15 protein-coding genes and 1 riboswitch are annotated in these 15,943 nt (G+C 64.5%); of the genes, 13 read left to right on the forward strand and 2 right to left on the reverse strand.

The features are described 5' to 3' along the window. The first annotated feature begins 170 nt into the window (after window positions 1-170). Window positions 171-286, forward strand: a riboswitch (FMN riboswitch). Window positions 287-453: 167 nt separating this feature from the next. The 13 genes from ribD to H5T73_12505 all read left to right on the forward strand — a co-directional run bounded on the left by ribD (window position 454) and on the right by H5T73_12505 (window position 15,466). Further along, window positions 454-1,644, forward strand: coding sequence for a bifunctional diaminohydroxyphosphoribosylaminopyrimidine deaminase/5-amino-6-(5-phosphoribosylamino)uracil reductase RibD (gene ribD, locus H5T73_12445; protein MBC7248570.1), 1,191 nt, complete (start codon window positions 454-456; stop codon window positions 1,642-1,644). Then, complete coding sequence (locus H5T73_12450) at window positions 1,629-2,291, forward strand: riboflavin synthase (protein MBC7248571.1); 663 nt, start codon at window positions 1,629-1,631, stop codon at window positions 2,289-2,291. Before ribD ends, H5T73_12450 begins: the two co-directional genes overlap by 16 nt. A 119-nt stretch (window positions 2,292-2,410) precedes the next feature. Continuing rightward, a complete protein-coding gene (locus tag H5T73_12455; GenBank protein ID MBC7248572.1) occupies window positions 2,411-3,673 on the forward strand; it encodes a bifunctional 3,4-dihydroxy-2-butanone-4-phosphate synthase/GTP cyclohydrolase II in 1,263 nt (420 codons plus the stop codon). An 18-nt stretch (window positions 3,674-3,691) separates the two neighbouring features. Then, complete coding sequence (locus H5T73_12460) at window positions 3,692-4,156, forward strand: 6,7-dimethyl-8-ribityllumazine synthase (GenBank protein ID MBC7248573.1); 465 nt, start codon at window positions 3,692-3,694, stop codon at window positions 4,154-4,156. A 258-nt stretch (window positions 4,157-4,414) separates the two neighbouring features. Continuing rightward, window positions 4,415-6,403 (forward strand): GAF domain-containing protein, encoded by a 1,989-nt coding sequence (locus H5T73_12465; GenBank protein ID MBC7248574.1) that lies wholly within the window; start codon window positions 4,415-4,417, stop codon window positions 6,401-6,403. Window positions 6,404-6,469: 66 nt separating this feature from the next. Continuing rightward, window positions 6,470-7,453 carry a response regulator gene (locus H5T73_12470; protein MBC7248575.1) on the forward strand — a complete coding sequence of 328 codons (984 nt, stop codon included), beginning with the start codon at window positions 6,470-6,472 and terminating at the stop codon, window positions 7,451-7,453. Window positions 7,454-7,460: 7 nt separating this feature from the next. Continuing rightward, window positions 7,461-9,701 (forward strand): GAF domain-containing protein, encoded by a 2,241-nt coding sequence (locus H5T73_12475; protein MBC7248576.1) that lies wholly within the window; start codon window positions 7,461-7,463, stop codon window positions 9,699-9,701. Between the two features lie 263 nt (window positions 9,702-9,964). Continuing rightward, window positions 9,965-10,474: a translation initiation factor IF-3 gene (locus H5T73_12480; GenBank protein MBC7248577.1), complete on the forward strand. Its 510-nt coding sequence runs from the start codon at window positions 9,965-9,967 to the stop codon at window positions 10,472-10,474. 12 nt (window positions 10,475-10,486) lie between these two features. Then, window positions 10,487-10,684, forward strand: coding sequence for a 50S ribosomal protein L35 (gene rpmI, locus H5T73_12485; protein MBC7248578.1), 198 nt, complete (start codon window positions 10,487-10,489; stop codon window positions 10,682-10,684). Between the two features lie 55 nt (window positions 10,685-10,739). Beyond that, window positions 10,740-11,126 (forward strand): 50S ribosomal protein L20, encoded by a 387-nt coding sequence (gene rplT / locus H5T73_12490; GenBank protein MBC7248579.1) that lies wholly within the window; start codon window positions 10,740-10,742, stop codon window positions 11,124-11,126. A 19-nt stretch (window positions 11,127-11,145) separates the two neighbouring features. Then, window positions 11,146-11,943 carry an RNA methyltransferase gene (locus H5T73_12495; protein MBC7248580.1) on the forward strand — a complete coding sequence of 266 codons (798 nt, stop codon included), beginning with the start codon at window positions 11,146-11,148 and terminating at the stop codon, window positions 11,941-11,943. 92 nt (window positions 11,944-12,035) lie between these two features. Beyond that, the gene (gene pheS / locus H5T73_12500) at window positions 12,036-13,052 is read left to right on the forward strand and encodes a phenylalanine--tRNA ligase subunit alpha (GenBank protein MBC7248581.1); all 1,017 of its coding nucleotides are present in this window, start codon (window positions 12,036-12,038) and stop codon (window positions 13,050-13,052) included. A gap of 14 nt (window positions 13,053-13,066) precedes the next feature. Next, entirely contained in the window at window positions 13,067-15,466 is a 2,400-nt protein-coding gene (locus H5T73_12505; GenBank protein ID MBC7248582.1) for a phenylalanine--tRNA ligase subunit beta, read from the forward strand. On the opposite strand, the gene rpsT is transcribed toward H5T73_12505, so the two are convergent. Both rpsT and H5T73_12515 read right to left on the reverse strand, forming a co-directional pair. Beyond that, window positions 15,463-15,726: a 30S ribosomal protein S20 gene (rpsT, locus tag H5T73_12510; GenBank protein ID MBC7248583.1), complete on the reverse strand. Its 264-nt coding sequence runs from the start codon at window positions 15,724-15,726 to the stop codon at window positions 15,463-15,465. The genes H5T73_12505 and rpsT overlap by 4 nt on opposite strands. Before the next feature lie 75 nt (window positions 15,727-15,801). Next, the coding region (locus H5T73_12515; protein MBC7248584.1) for a transposase at window positions 15,802-15,943 on the reverse strand (142 nt) is incomplete at its 5' end.

Here is a 15,943-nt window from a genome sequence, read left to right on the forward strand (position 1 = left end):
CTCAACTTCCTCACCCCCTCGGTATAGGTGCTCTCCGAGGGGATTTTCGGTACCTCGCTTCGAGTAGATTTTTATTTTGAGGCAACGAATCCGTTTCGTGTAGAAAAATTATGAGTCAATTCGTTGCATGGACAGCGGGCGTCGGGGCGTCTATAATCTTTCTGTGAAGGCAAGGTCTTCGGGGCAGGGTGAAAACCCCGACCGGCGGTGAAAGTCCGCGAGCCTGAGGGCAGAGCCGGTGAAATTCCGGCACCGACGGTGAAAGTCCGGATGGGAGAAGACCTCCAGGCGTTATCGTGCGGCGCCGGGTTTTCTCCCGGCGCCCTTTTGTTGAGGTAACGGAACGGCAGCACGGCAGCGCCGGAATGCGGACCGCGTCCACGCGGGTGCGATGGCGGCGGTCAACATGCAAGCGGATCGTGGCAGGGGACGCAAGGAGAAGGCGCGAGGAGAATGGCAGGAAAAGGAAAGGAAGCGGCCGCCTACATGAGGATGGCGCTCTCCCTGGCCGCGCGGGGAAAAGGGATGACCCACCCCAACCCCATGGTCGGAGCGGTGGTGGTGAAGGGCGGAAGGGTCATAGGCAGGGGATACCACCGCGGCCCGCACACCCCGCACGCGGAGGCGGTGGCGCTGGCGCAGGCGGGGAGCGAAGCCGCGGGCGGCGATCTCTACGTGACCCTGGAGCCCTGCAACCATCAAGGCAGGACCCCGCCTTGCACGGACGCCATCCTCCACGCGGGCATAAGAAGGGTGTTCATCGCGGCACCGGATCCCAACCCCCACGTCGCGGGAGGGGGTGCGGAGAGGCTACGCGGGGAGGGGGTCACGGTGGAGAGCGGGGTGCTGCGGGAGGAGAGCGAGAGGCTGAACGCGGCATACCTTAAGCTGGTGACCACGGGCTTGCCCCTGGTGACGCTGAAGGTCGCCGCCACCGCCGACGGCAGGGCCGCGACACGAGACGGCGCTTCGCGCTGGATTACGGGGGAGGAGGCGAGGAAACTGGTGCACGTGATGCGTCGCGAGAGCGACGCGGTGATGGTGGGAAGGGGCACGGTACAGGCGGACGACCCTGAGCTCACGGTGCGCCTGGTGCCCCTGCGCGGGGCGCGGCCTCCCCTGCGCGTGGTGGTCGATTCCCGCCTCTCCATGGACCTGGGGTGCAGGCTCGCGCAGGGGGGAGAGCCCGGCGTGATCGTGGCGACGGGCGAAAGGAACGACCGTGAGAAGGCACGCATCCTGCGCGCAAGGGGGGTGGAATTGCTCGAATTGCCCTGCGATGGAGCGGGAAGGGTGGATCTGAAGGAACTGCTGCTGGCACTGGGCGCAAGGGGGGTGGCACAGCTCCTGGTGGAGGGAGGCCCCACGCTGGCGGGCTCCCTGCTGCGCCAGGGCCTCGTGGACCGCTTGGCCCTCTTCCTGTCGGGCAAGGTCTTCGGGGACGCGGAGGCGAGGTCATGGGTGGAAGGGTGCGTAGTGCGTGACCCCTCGCGGGCGATGCGCCTGCGCTGGGAGAGGACGCGCCGCGTGGGACAGGATCTCCTGCTGGAGGCGATACAGGACCGCGAGGTTGCGTGTGACCCGGATATGCCGGTCGCACAAGAGGTCGAGAAGGAGGGAGCACGCACTTGTTCACCGGCATAGTAGAGGAGCTGGGCAGGCTCGAGAACGCGCGCATGACGGCGCAGGGAGGCCGACTCGAGATCTCCTGCCCGCGCATATGGAAGGAGCTAGCACCCGGTGATTCGGTGGCGGTGAACGGGGTCTGCCTCACCGTGGTGCGAGCGGGCGCCGGGCTTTTCGCGGCCGACGTTTCCGGCGAGAGCCTGCGCCGCACCAACCTGGGATTGCTGCGCAGCGGCGAGGCGGTGAACCTGGAGCGGGCCCTCACGCTCCAGTCCCGCCTGGGTGGGCACCTGGTACAGGGCCACGTCGACGACGTGGGGACAATAAGGGAGGTAAGGGAGAGCGGGGCGGGGCGCGTGTTCACCTTCGCGGCGCCGCCGGGCGTCCTGGCATACCTGGTGGAAAAGGGCTCCATAGCCGTGGACGGGGTGAGCCTGACCGTGAGTGAGCTCGTCGCTGATGGTTTCCGCGTGGCGGTGATCCCGCACACCCTGGCGACGACCAACCTGGGGGGAAGGAAGGCGGGCGATACGGTGAACCTCGAGGTGGACATCATCTCCAAGTACGTGCGCTCCTACCTGGAGCGGGGGAGCGACGCGGAAAAAGGGGAGGAAAAGGCGTCCGGAGACCTTTACCGCAAGCTGATGGAGGGGGGGTTTCTTTAAGGGCCTTGCGGGGCCCCGCGCACGCGTCGGCCGGGTCGATGCGGCTCACGGGTCCAAAAGGTTTGACGCTCTGACGGATGGAAGTAGTAGTGACATCGGTAACGGGAGGAATCGGGATCATGGAAGGAGACGGCAGGGAAAAGACGAACAAGGAAGCTGACGTCGCGGCCGGGGAAGACAGCCCCTTCGATACCATCGAGGAGGCCATCGAGGAGATCCGCGCCGGGCGCATCATCATCGTGGTGGACGACGAGGACCGGGAGAACGAGGGCGATTTCCTCATGGCGGCGGAAAAGGTGACGCCGGAGGCCATCAACTTCATGGCCAAGCACGGCAGGGGACTCATATGCATGCCGTGCGTCGCCAGCAGGCTGGACGAGCTCCACATCGAGCCCATGGTGACGAACAACACCTCCACGCACGAGACGGCTTTCACCGTCTCCATAGGCGCCAAGGGCAGGATAACCACGGGCATCTCGGCCCGTGACCGGGCGGTGACCATCCAGACCGTGCTCGACCCCCGCACCAGGCCGGAGGACATCTCCAAGCCGGGGCATGTCTTTCCCCTGCGCGCCAGGGAGGGGGGCGTGCTCAGGCGAGCCGGGCACACGGAAGCGGCGGTGGACCTGGCGCGGCTGGCCGGCCTTTTCCCCGCGGGGGTGATCTGCGAGATCATGAACGAGGACGGCACCATGGCCCGCGTGCCACAGTTGGCGGAGATCAAGAGACGCTTCGGGCTGAAGATGATAACCATCGAGGACCTCATCCGCTACCGCAACCGCAAGGAGAAGCTGGTGCGCCGCGTGGCCGAGGTGCGGCTGCCCACGCAGTACGGCGAATTCCGCGCCATAGGGTACGAATCCCAGGTGGACGGGCGCTGTCACCTGGCTTTGGTGAAGGGTGACGTGGAAGGGAAGGAAAACGTGCTGGTGAGGGTCCACTCGGAGTGCCTTACCGGCGACGTTTTCGGCTCGCTCCGCTGTGACTGCGGCGTGCAGTTGAGGTTGGCGCTTCAGATGATCGAGGAGGAGGGGGAGGGCGTCCTCCTCTACATCTTGGGCCACGAGGGCAGGGGCATAGGGTTGCCGCACAAACTGCGCGCCTACATGCTGCAGGAGGAGGGGAAGGACACCGTCGAGGCCAACATCGAGCTCGGTTTCCCGCCCGACGCGCGCGATTACGGGATAGGGGCGCAGATACTGCAGGACCTGGGGCTCAGCACCATGCGCCTGCTCACCAACAACCCGGCAAAGCGCGTGGGCCTGGAGGGCTACGGCCTGAAGGTGGTGGAGCGCATCCCGCTGGTCATCGAGCCCTGCGAGGAGAACTACGCCTATCTCAGGGCGAAGAAGGAGAAGCTCAACCACCTCCTGGAATTCTGAGAGGAAAGGAGCAGCGAGATGACGGATTACGAGGGTAACCTGGTAGCGAGCGGCCTCAGCTTCGCCATCGTGGTCAGCCGTTTCAACGAGTTCATCAGCACACGCCTGCTGGAAGGGGCCCTGGACGCCCTGAAGCGGCACGATGCCGACATGGACAGGGTGGACGTGGCATGGGTGCCGGGTTGTTTCGAGATCCCGCTGGTGGCTTCGCGCCTGGCGGCGAGCGGTCGCTACGACGCCGTCATCTGCCTGGGGGCCGTGATACGCGGCTCCACGCCGCATTTCGAGTACGTCGCGGCCGAGGTGTCGAAGGGGATCGCCCGCGTCAACCTGGAGAAGGAGGTCCCCACGGCCTTCGGCATCATCACCGCGGACAACATAGAGCAGGCCGTGGAGAGGGCGGGAGCCAAGCAGGGGAACAAGGGCTGGCAGGCCGCGTTGAGCGCGGTGGAGATGGCCAACCTCATGAAAAGGATAAGTTAGGAGCGTATCCCCCGGTCGGCGGGAACGGGGCCCGCCGGGGAAAGGCGCGGCGGATCCCCGCCGCGCCTTCCACGTGAAGCACGCCTTGCGATCCCGGGCCGTGGCGCAATGCACCTTCAGGGGGGACCCTTCACGGCCGCATATATCAAGATAATGCGACGTAAACCGCTATAAGCCGCGTAAAACCTTCTACCCGTTTTGCCGATAAAACTCTATGGCGGACGAGGATACGAGGTTGCGAGAGGTTGGTCCAGGGAATTGACTGGAAAGGTCGCTCAAGGTTCTTTCACGAGCGGCGGCCACTTTCCGGCGCGCTTGCTTCCCTGCCTGGAGGCGCAGGACTTGCGGCTGCTGGCGGAGTCGGGGATCGCGGCGGGGGAGTTCATGGACAGGCTCATGCAATACTACCTTGCGCGCCGCGCGGGAGAAAAGGCGGACGATGCGCCGCTCCGGGAGCTCGTGGAGAGGTTGTCCCGGGACAGTGACAACCTCTGGGAACACGTGAAGAGGCTGACGGACGCCTTTTTCCGTGCGCTCGACGAGGACGCGGGTGCGAAAAGCGGGACCCTCGCCACGGGGGAGGATGTCCCTGAAGCCTGCATACGCGGCGAGATCAAGCTCATGCTGTGCGAGGCATGCCTGCGCGCGGAAAGGGCAAAGCGCGAGGAGCTGGTGAAGGACCTGCAGGAGGTAGACCGCTTCCCCGACACCATAGCGGCGACCCTAGATCCCCTGACCCTCTCGAGGGTCGGCCTGAGGCGCCTTAAGGAGATGCTGGACGCGGATACCGCCGTGCTCTACGAGGTGGACGGCGATCGCCGGCTGGTGGCGGTTGCGGAGGAACGCGCGGCGCATGCCGAGGGGCCGTTGCCGGTGAGCAGGGAGGTGGCGGAGGCATTGCTGGAAAAGGGGGAGGCCGTGATCCTCGAGGAGAGCTCGCGTGTCGGCGACGCCGTGGTCGACCCGCGCGAGAACGGGAGGTGCCTGCTCCTCCCGCTGCAGGTACGGGGGCGGACCTCTGGCGTGGTGCTCGTCGCACGCGCATCTGCCGCGCCCGCATTCGGCAGGGAGAAACTGCGGGTTGCGGAGGGTTTCGCCAACCGTTTGGCCGTGGCCCTGGAGAACGCCAGGCTCCACGAGCGAGAACAGAAAAAGATAAAGGAGACGGTGGCGCTCCTCGAGATGACCCGGGCCATCAACTCCACCCTCGACCTCGAGGATATCCTGTACAAAGCGGTAAGGATGAGCGTCGACCTCTGCCCAGCGGTCATGTGCTGCATCTACCTGCTCGAGGACGGGAAGTGCGTCCCGGGCGCATGGTACGGTTTCATCGAGGAAGACCTTTGGAAGAAGGAAAGGGAGAGGGGCTTCGGCCTGGAGCAGCTCCCACGCGAGCACCTCTCTTCCCTGCTGACCGGCGAGCCGGTGGTCATCTCCTCGCAGGATGCGGGATTCCTGCTCCCCAGGGAGGTCTTTCGCGAGCACGGCGTGGAGGGCGTGCTGCTCTACCCCCTCAAGGCCAGGGAAAGGCTGAGCGGGCTCTTCGCCGTGCTGCTGCCGCCCCGCAAGTCCCGTGGCCTGGAGAAAGAGGAGATGGAACTGGTTGCGGCCATCGCCTCACAGGCCGGCATGGCCATAGAGAACGCCTCCCTGTACGAGGACATCGAGCGCAGCTACTTCTCCACCGTGCAGGCCCTGGCCAAGGCCATAGAGGTCAAGGACCCCTACACGCGCGGCCATTCGGAGCGCGTCACCGCCTATGCCCTCATGATCGCCGAGGCCATGCGGCTAGACGAGAGGGAGAAACAGAAACTCAAGTACGCCGCGACCCTGCACGATATCGGCAAGATCGGCATCGCGGGAAGGGTGCTGAACAAGCCGGGAGCCCTGACCGAGGAGGAGTACTCCCACGTGAAGACCCACCCCGCTCTCGGCGACAGCATCGTCGAGCCAGTGGAATTCCTGCAGGGACCGCGTCCTATCATCCTGCACCACCACGAGAGGTACGACGGGCGCGGATATCCGGACGGGTTGCAGGGAGAGGACATCCCCGTTTGCGCCCGCATACTCTCCGTGGCCGACGCCTTCGAGGCGATGCGCTCGGACCGTCCCTACAGGAAGGCCCTCCCCCTGGAGGAAGCGAGGCAGGAGCTGGTGCGAAATGCCGGCACACAGTTCGACCCCAGGGTGGTGGAAGTCTTTCTGGATATCCTGGACAGGCACGGTGGTGATCCCGTCAAAAGGTAGGCGGGGGAGGCCGTTGTGGGAGAGTCGTGCCGGCGGTGAAGCCGTGGAAGCTTGGAGGTGTGAGGCTTGTTCGACGAGATACTGCGGGGCGAGACGGGCGTCGGCCTGAGCGAGGGCAGAAAATACAAGATCCTGGTGGTGGACGACGACCCCAATATCCGTGAGCTCATCGTGGAAACGCTCAGCGAGGACAGGTACCGACCCATCGAGGCGCGGGACGGAAAGGAGGCCCTGCTGCTCTGCGAGCGGGAGAGGCCGGATCTCGTTGTCCTCGACGTCATGATGCCCGACCTGGACGGCCTCGAGGTCTGCCTGCGCCTGCGTGGAGACCTGCTCACCAGCCATATACCCATCATCCTACTCACCGCCAAGGGGATGCTGGAGGACAAGATCAAGGGCATGGAGACGGGGGCCGACGATTACGTCACCAAGCCCTTCGATCCCCTGGAGCTGGAGGCGAGGATCAACATGCACCTGCGGCGCTCCCTGCGCGATGCGGAGGCCAGCCCCCTCACGGGCCTGCCGGGAAACCGGGCCATCGAGGAGAACATCGCCGCGCGCATCGAGAGCGGCAGGAAATTCGCGGTGTGCTACGCCGACCTCGACGATTTCAAGGCATACAACGACCGTTACGGGTTCGTCGCCGGCAGCGAGGTCATCAAGATGACCGCGCAGTCGATCATAGAGGCCATGGAAAAATACGGCAGCGAAGAAGATTTCGTCGGCCATATCGGGGGCGACGACTTCATCATCGTGACCGAGATGGACAGGGCGCCACTCATCGCGCAGGAGTTGATAAGGCTGTTCGACGCGCGCATACCCTCCCACTACGAGCCCGAGGACCGCGAGCGGGGATACATCGTCAGCACCGACCGTCAGGGCAACGTGCGCCATTTCCCCATCATGTCCATAAGCATCGCCATCGTCCACAACACCTACCGGGAACTCGATCATCCCGGCAAGGTGGCACAGATCGCGGCGGAGCTCAAGAAATACGTCAAGAACATGTCGGGCAGCAACTTCGTCTTCGACCGCAGGCGCAGGGATTGAGCGAACCATGAACAGTGCGAGAGGTGCGGGCGGTAGCCTTGCGGAGGTGGCGGGGGCGGGGTCCCGACGGCGCAAGAGAAAGCCGGGCGCGGGCCGCAGGGAGGAGGTGCGCGTGCTCCTCACCTCCACCCGCTTCGTGGCCTCCCTTTTCTGGCTTACCATCATCGTCGCCTCCATGCTGTTCGTGTTGCCTTACAGCGAGCGCATCGCATCACCCCTCTTCTACGCCTTCGTGGTCGTGTCCATCGTCGTCTACCTTGGGCATCGCTTCTTTCCCTACGAGGGTTACCGGCCTCTCGCCTTCGCCTCGCTGTTGCTCGCCACGGATGCCCTGATCGCCATCATGGTCTACCTCACCGGGGGGAGCCGGAGCGCACTCTCCCTGCTCTACGTCACGGTGATCATCTTCTCGTCCGCCTACTTCGAATTGCTGGAAAACGTCTTCTTCACTGCCCTCACCTGCGCGGCCTATTTCGCGCCCTACTTCTACGAGAGTCTCTCCTTCGAACAGCTCAAGGGGATGGCCATGGCCGTTCCCATATATTTCCTCATCGCGCTCTGCGGCTTCTTCGTCATCGGCAAGGCGCGGGAACAGGAACGCGAGAAGCAGGCCATCTCCCATCTCTTCGACCAGGCGGACAGCAAGCGGCGGGAGCTCTCGGCGCTCTATGCCGTTTCCCTCAGGTTCGCATCCACCCTGAACGAGGACGAGATAATCGACATCCTGCTGGAGAACGCGGGCGCTCTGGTGAAGAGCGACGCCATGGCCCTCTGCATCCTGGGGGAGGACGGAAAGTTGAAAGCGCGGGCGGGAAGGGGTAGCCCGACGCCATCCTCGCTCCTGGCGGACGAGGCGGGCAATCCCCTCTACGTCTCCGCCTCGGCCGTGCTGCCCGTGATCCTCAGCGATGCGGGAGAGGACCCGCGCTTCCGTGACTTCCTGCAGGCAGTGGGCTACACTTCCATGATCGCCGTGCCCCTCTATGCCAGCGCCAGCGTCATCGGCGTCCTCGCCTGTTTCTCCCGCAACGTGGACACCTACGACGACGATGCGGCGCGCATCCTGCTCACCCTGGCGAGCGAATCGGCCATAGCCCTGGAGAAAGCGGGGCTTTACAGGACCATACTGGAGGACAAGGGCAAGATAGAGACCATCATCAACTCCCTCTCCGACGGCCTACTGGTCATAGACGAGGAGGCGCGCGTGGTCCTGGCCAACCCCTCCATAGCGGCCCTTCTCTCCCTGGACAGGAACCATCACATGATGACCCTGCAGGAGGCGCTGGCCGCAGGGGGTTCAAGGGTCGAGTTCCACGAGGTCTCATGCGAGGATGCCCTGCGCGAGGTCCTCGTGAAGGGCAACAACGTGAAGAGCGAGATGGTGCTGGAGAAGGAGTACACCTCTTTTTTCCAGGTGCTCTGGGTGCCCCTGCGGGATGCTCTGGGCGGGATCTCGGGCGCGGTCATCCTCTTCCACGACGTGACCGATTTCGTCGAGCTCGACCGCATGAAGTCGGACTTCATCTCCATCGTCTCCCACGAGCTGAAGACGCCCCTCACCTCCATCAAGGGTTTCGTGCGCCTGCTGGACGCGGAGAGGGTGGGCCCCGTCAACGAGAAGCAGCGGCATTACCTCGAGATCGTGGCAAAACAGACGGAGTCCCTTACCAAGCTCATCAACGACCTGCTCGACCTCTCGCGTATCGAGGCGGGCATCATCGAGGTGAAGCGGGAGGCGGTTGACCTGCGGCAGGTGGTGGCGGACGTGCTCGCGCAACTGGATAACCTAGCACAGGAGAAAGGGATAAGCGTGCGCACGGACTTCCCTGCCGACCCGCGGGCGGTCTGCGGTGACGCCGACCGCCTGGGCCAGGTATTCATGAACCTCGTCCACAACGCCATAAAGTTCACGCCCGCGGGCGGGGAGGTGAGGGTTGAGGCTTCGGAGCAGGGAGACCATTGCCTGGTGCAGGTGAGCGACACGGGCATCGGCATCTCGCAGCAGGACCTGCCCAAGATATTCAACAAGTTCTACCAGGTGGATTCCTCCTCCACCCGGCAGCAGAGCGGCACCGGTCTCGGGCTTTCCATCAGCAGGGAGCTGGTACAGGCTCACGGAGGCAGGATGTGGGTGGAGAGCAGGCGCGGGAAAGGCACAACGTTCTCCTTCACCCTCCCCCTGTGGGACGGCGCCGCGGGAGCGGAGGGCGGAGGGACGGCATCCGCCCGTAAAAGGGCCGCAGGGTAGCCCGCCCCCCGGAAGGGCCATACCTGGGAAAGCAGGGCGAGCGGGACGGCACTTGATGAACCGGGACGACAATCAGCGCTGGCCGTTGTCTTCGACCGCGAGATAATCTATACTTACGCCGACAGGAGTATAAGGTGAAGAAGAAGCGGTTTCGCTTCTCACCTTGCGGCGGGAAGCCGGCAGGGTTAGGAAGGGCCCGTGGATAGCGGGGAAACCGCTATCCTTTTCGTTTATGACGGGAGGGATGCCAGATAGAAAAGAACGTGCGCGTGAACGAGGGGATCCGGGCCAGGGAGGTTCGGCTGGTGGGTCCGGACGGCAAGCAGATAGGGATCAAGCCCGTGGAGGAGGCCCTGCGCATAGCGGAGGACATGGACCTCGACCTGGTGGAGGTGGCACCCCTCGCCGATCCCCCCGTGTGCAAGATCATGGATTACGGTAAATACCGTTACGAGCAGACGGTGAAGATGAAGGAGGCCCGTAAAAAGCAGGCGGTGGTGGTCTACAAGGAGATGAAGATGCGGCCGAAGATAGACCGCCACGACTACGAGATCAAGAAGCGGCACATCGAGAGGTTCCTGAGAGCGGGCAACAAGGTCAAGGTGACCGTGATGTTCAGGGGGCGGGAGATGAGCCATACCGACCTGGGGAGGAGTCTCCTGCAGCAGCTGGCGGAGGAGCTGGCGGAGCTGGGAACGGTGGAATCGGAGCCCAAGCTCGAGGGACGCAACATGCAGATGATACTCACCCCCCTGAGCGTAAACAAGAAATGAGTGGAGGTAGCGATGCCCAAGATGAAGACACACCGCGGCGCCGCGAAGCGCTTCGAGGTCACCGGTGGAGGCAGGTTGCGGAGGAGGAAGGGATACGGAAGTCACCTCCTGGTGAAGAAGGACGCGAGACGCAAGAGGTCGTACCGCGTCAAGCAGGATGTGTCGCCCCACGACGCCTGCAACGTGCGCAAGCTGATAGGGAGGGGTTGAAGCGGCGCCGTGCAGCGCGGACGGTTTCACGGTAACACGAAAGGGTTGATGGAAGATGTCTAGGACCAGGCATGCGGTGGCCAGGCGCAAGAGGAGGAAGAAGGTCCTGGCCATGGCAAAGGGATATCGCGGCGCCCGCAGCCGCAGCTATCGCAGCGCCCACGAGCAGGTGATGCATTCCCTTCAGTACGCCTACCGGGACAGGCGTGCCAGGAAGCGCGACTTCCGCCGCCTGTGGATAGCGCGCATCAATGCCGCGGCGAGGATGAACGGCCTCTCCTACAACCGCTTCATCCGGGGCCTCAAGCTGGCGGAGGTGGAAGTAAACCGCAAGGTTCTGGCGGACATGGCGGTGTCCGACCCCGCCTCCTTCTCGCGACTGGCCGAGATAGCCAGGGATAATCTGGAAAAAGAGGTGACGGCGAAGGAGGCGAGGGCGTGATGGGGTTCGCCCGGCTGGTTTGATAGAGAGTCCCAGGAACGAGCGGATCAAGCGTTACCGCCGCCTGCACAAGAAGAACATGCGCTACCGCGAATCCCTCTTCCTGGCGGAGGGGATTCAGGCGGTGGGAGAAGCCGTGCAGGCGAAATCACCCCCGGAATGCATAATATGCGACCAGCGCGGCTCGCGGTTGCTCGAGACCCTGTCGGGTGCGCTGGAGGCCAGGTCCATACCGGTCTTCGAGGCGAGCGACGAGGTCATGCAGACCCTGACCTCGACTGTCACCCCGCAGGGCGTGGTGGCGGTATGCCCCATGTTGCACGTGGGGCTCGAGGAACTGCTGCGGCAGGAGCCTTCCACCCTGCTCCTGGCCGATCGCGTGAGGGACCCGGGCAACCTCGGCAACATGATACGCATAGCGGATGCGGCGGGCGCGGACGGGATGGTCGTGTGCCCGGAAAGTGCCGATCCCTACAACCCAAAGACGGTGCGCAGCACCGCCGGTTCCATCTTTCACCTTCCCCTTGCGTTGAGCGGAGACGCCGTTTCCGCCGTGTCAAGGCTGCGGGAGACGGGTTACGCGGTGTACGCGGCCGATGCGCGCTCCGGCAGGGTATTCTGGGAGGTGGAGTGGCCGCAGAGGTTGGCGCTGGTGATGGGAAACGAGGCCTGGGGCTTGGCCCGGGAAGAAAGGGAACTGGCGGACGAGCTGGTGCACATACCCATCGCCGGACGGGCGGAATCGCTCAACGTGGCCGTGGCGGCGGCCTTGCTGCTCTACGAGGTACTCAGGAAACGCAGGGGAAGTGGCGGTTGAATGAGGTGACGGGAAGGAGGAAGGAGAGGTTGCAGGGCTTTATCCCCGAGGACGTGGAAAGGGAACTGGAGGACGACCCCCGGCTGAAATCCATGTACGAGGACCTGCGGGAAGCGCTGCGGGCGGCAAGGGACGCGCATGCGCTGGACAAGGTGAGGGTGGCTTTCCTGGGCCGCAAGGGACGCATAACGGCGATGCTCCAGGGGTTGAGGGAACTCCCGCCGGAGGAACGCCGGCGCCTGGGAAGGCTGGGCAACGCCCTGAAGGGCGCCCTCGAGGAGGAGCTGGAGCGGCGCAGGGAGAGCCTCCTCGCGCAGGAACTGGAGCGGTCCCTTCACGAGGAGACCTTCGACGTCACCCTGCCCGGAAGGCATATCCCTTACGGCACGCGCCACCTCCTGACGCGCATCATCGAGGAGATCGAGGACATCTTCATAGGCATGGGATACCGCGTGGCGGAGGGGCCGGAAGTGGAGCTCGATTACTACAACTTCGAGGCCCTGAACACTCCCGACTGGCATCCTTCCAAGTCACTCCAGGACACCTTTTACGTGGAGGTGCCCGGCGGGGATTACGATGACGTCCTGCTGCGCACGCACACCTCCCCCGTGCAGATAAGGGTGATGGAATCCACGCAGCCGCCGCTCTACGTCATCGCGCCCGGAAAGGCCTACCGGCACGACGTACCGGACGCCACCCACTCACCCATGTTCCACCAGGTGGAGGGGCTCGCCGTGGACGAGGACATCTCGCTGGGCGACCTCAAGGGCACACTGGAGGCCTTCGCGCGGCAGATGTTCGGCGAGGAGAGGAGGGTGCGTTTCCGACCCCACTTCTTCCCCTTCACCGAGCCCAGCGCGGAAGTCGACGTCTCCTGCAACATGTGCGGCGGGGAGGGGTGCCGCGTCTGCAAGGGGACGGGATGGCTGGAGATCCTGGGGGCGGGCATGGTCGACCCCAACGTGTTCTCCTACGTGGGTTACGATCCCGAGAAGGTCAGCGGTTTCGCCTTCGGCATGGGGGTGGAGCGCATCGCCCTGCTCAAGTACGGCGTGCCCGACATCCGCTTCTTCTTCGATAACGACCTGCGCCTTCTGCGTCAATACTGAGGGGGTGGATGCACATGCGCGTTTCCCTGCAGTGGCTGGCCGAATACGTGGACCTGGAGCTGGATGCCCGGGAGATCTCGCAGCTTCTCACCGCCTCGGGGACGTCCGTCGAGGCGGTGGAAAAGGTGGGCGGGGAGCTGAGGGGCATCCTGGTGGGCAGGGTGCTGGAGGCCAGGCCTCATCCTTCCGCGGAACGCCTCTCCCTCTGCCGCGTGGACGTCGGCGGAGAAGTGAGGGAGATAGTGTGCGGGGCGCCCAACGTCGCGGCGGGGATCCTCTCCCCGGTGGCCCTCCCGGGCGCCAGGTTGCCGGACGGCACCGTGATACGCGAGACCACCATCAGGGGGGTCGCCTCGCAAGGCATGTTGCTTTCCGAGCGGGAGCTTGGCATCTCGGACGATGCCCAGGGCATCATGGTGCTCGAGGAGGGGGCGCGCGAGGGGATGGACCTGGCCGAGGCGCTGGCCGCCGAGGACACCGTCCTCGTCCTGGAAATAACTCCCAACAGGCCGGACTGTCTCTGCATGCTCGGGATCGCGAGAGAGATCGCCGCCCTCACGGGGGCGCGGCTGCGGCGGCCCGATTTTTCCCTGCGGGAAGAAGGGGTGCCTGCGGAGGAGGAGGTGCAGGTCGAGATACTGGACGACGACCTGTGTTCCCGTTACGTCGCCCGCGTGATAGACGGGATAAGGATCGGGCCCTCTCCCTGGTGGTTGCGTAAACGGCTGCGCGCCGCCGGCATAAGGCCCATAAACAACGTTGTGGACGTGACCAACTACGTCATGCTCGAGCTGGGGCAGCCCCTGCATGCCTTCGACTACCACCTGGTGCGCGAGGGGCACATCATCGTCAGGAGAAGCCGTGGCGGGGAGGTCCTGACCACCCTGGACGGCGTGGAGAGACGCCTCGCAACGGACGACCTTCTCATCTGCGACCCCTCGGGACCGGTGGCGCTGGCGGGGGTCATGGGCGGGGAGAACAGCGAGGTGCGCCCGCAGACGGTGAAGGTCCTCCTCGAATCGGCGCATTTCGACCCGGCCGGCATCATGCGCACCTCGCGCAGGCACGATATCTCGTCTGAGGCCTCCTACCGTTTCGAGAGGGGCGTCGATCCCGGCGGATGCCGCCTCGCGGCCGACCGCGCCGCGTTCCTCATGCGCGAGCTCGCGGGGGGCGAAGTAAGTCCCGGAGCGGTGGACGCCGTGGCGCGGAGGATCGCTCCCGTGCGGCTCCGCATGAGGGTGGAGCGCACCGCCAGGCTGATAGGCATTTCCCTGGACGAGGAGAAAGCGCTGAGCATACTGCGCTCGCTGGAGCTGCAGGCGACGCCGGCGGAGGAGGGAGTGCTGGAGGTCGAGGTACCCACCTTCCGACGTGACCTGGAACGGGAGATAGACCTGGTTGAGGAGGTCGCGAGGCTTTACGGTTACGAGCGCATCCCCAGTACCATGCCTCGCAGCGCGAGCAACGTGGGCCGCCTCACCTTCGCGCAGAGGATGCGTCGGGAGATGGCGCGCGCTCTGGTGGGAGCTGGCATGCACGAGGCCATCACCGTCTCCTTCATCCCCGCGTGGTGGCCGGACCTGCTCGACGGCGAGAGGAGGTACCTGCCCCGGGAGACCCTGCGCCTGCGCAACCCGTTGAGCGAGGAAGCCTCCGTCATGCGGCCCAGCCTGCTGCCGGGGTTGCTGGAGGCGCTGCGCTTCAACCTTAACCGCCGCGTGCTCGACGTGCACCTCTTCGAGATGGGGAGGGTTTTCCTGCCGCGAGCGGGGGAAAAGCTGCCCCACGAGCCCATGCGCCTCGCCTGCGCCCTCACCGGCAAATGGACCCCCAAGCAGTGGGACCGCGAAGCGGAGGAAGTCGATTTCTTCACCATGAAGGGCGTCTGGGAGTTGCTGGCAGGTGCCCTGCACCTGGAGGGATGGGCCCTCGAAAGAAAGGAGTTCCCGTTCCTGCACCCCTCCCGCAGCTGCGCCGTCGTATGCGGCGGGGAGGCTGGTTGCATGGGGGTCCTGCATCCGCGCCTGGCGCAACGGCTGGACCTGCCGCCCCAGACGGTGGTCATGGAGCTGGAGGTGGACACCCTGTTGCGGAGCGTGAAGGACGTTCCCGAATACAGGGAGATACCGCGCTTTCCAGCCGTGCAGATGGACCTGGCGGTGGTGGTGAGGGACGAGGTGGACTCCGCCGAGGTGGAAAGGGTCATACGCGAGGCGGGCGGAGCGCTCTTGCGGGAGGTGAGGCTGTTCGACCTCTACAGGGGCGGGCAGCTGCGGGAGGGAGAGAAAAGCCTGGCCTATAACCTGGTCTTCCAGGCCCTCGACCGCACCATGCGTGACGAGGAGGCGCAGGGGTTGTGGCGCGAGATAGTGCGTTCCCTTGAGGAGAGGCTGGGCGCACGCCTGCGCTAGAGGGCGCGGTTGAAGCGGCGCATGAGTCGTGATTTGTGGTTGGCGGCCTTGTTCCTGTGTATTATGCCGTCGCCGGCGGCCTTGTCCAGCGCCTTGACCGCCTTCCTGAGGTAGAGCTCGCTCTCCTCGCGGTCCCCCCGCTGCAGCGCGGCGTCGAACTTCTTGATGTAGGTCTTTATCTCCGACTTGCGCGACCTGTTGCGCATGCGCCTTCTCTCCGCCTGGCGCATCCTCTTTTCCTGTTGCTTTATGTTCGGCAAATCCTCTCCTCCTTTCCCAAACAGCGCAAATTGTAGCACAAGCGCCGCGCGCAAACAACGACGTGTGCTGGTTCACTACATGGTGAACACTCCATCCCTATCCTTGCTCTCCTCCATCCACGCCTTCAGGAACTCCATGGGGGTGAGATAACCCAGGCTCTGGTGTGGTCTCACGTAATTGTACACGTAATTCCATCTGCAAAGGATCTCGTTGAGC

The sequence above is a fragment of the Actinomycetota bacterium genome (genome assembly GCA_014360655.1).
Classification (GTDB): Bacteria; Actinomycetota; Geothermincolia; order Geothermincolales; family RBG-13-55-18; genus JACIXC01.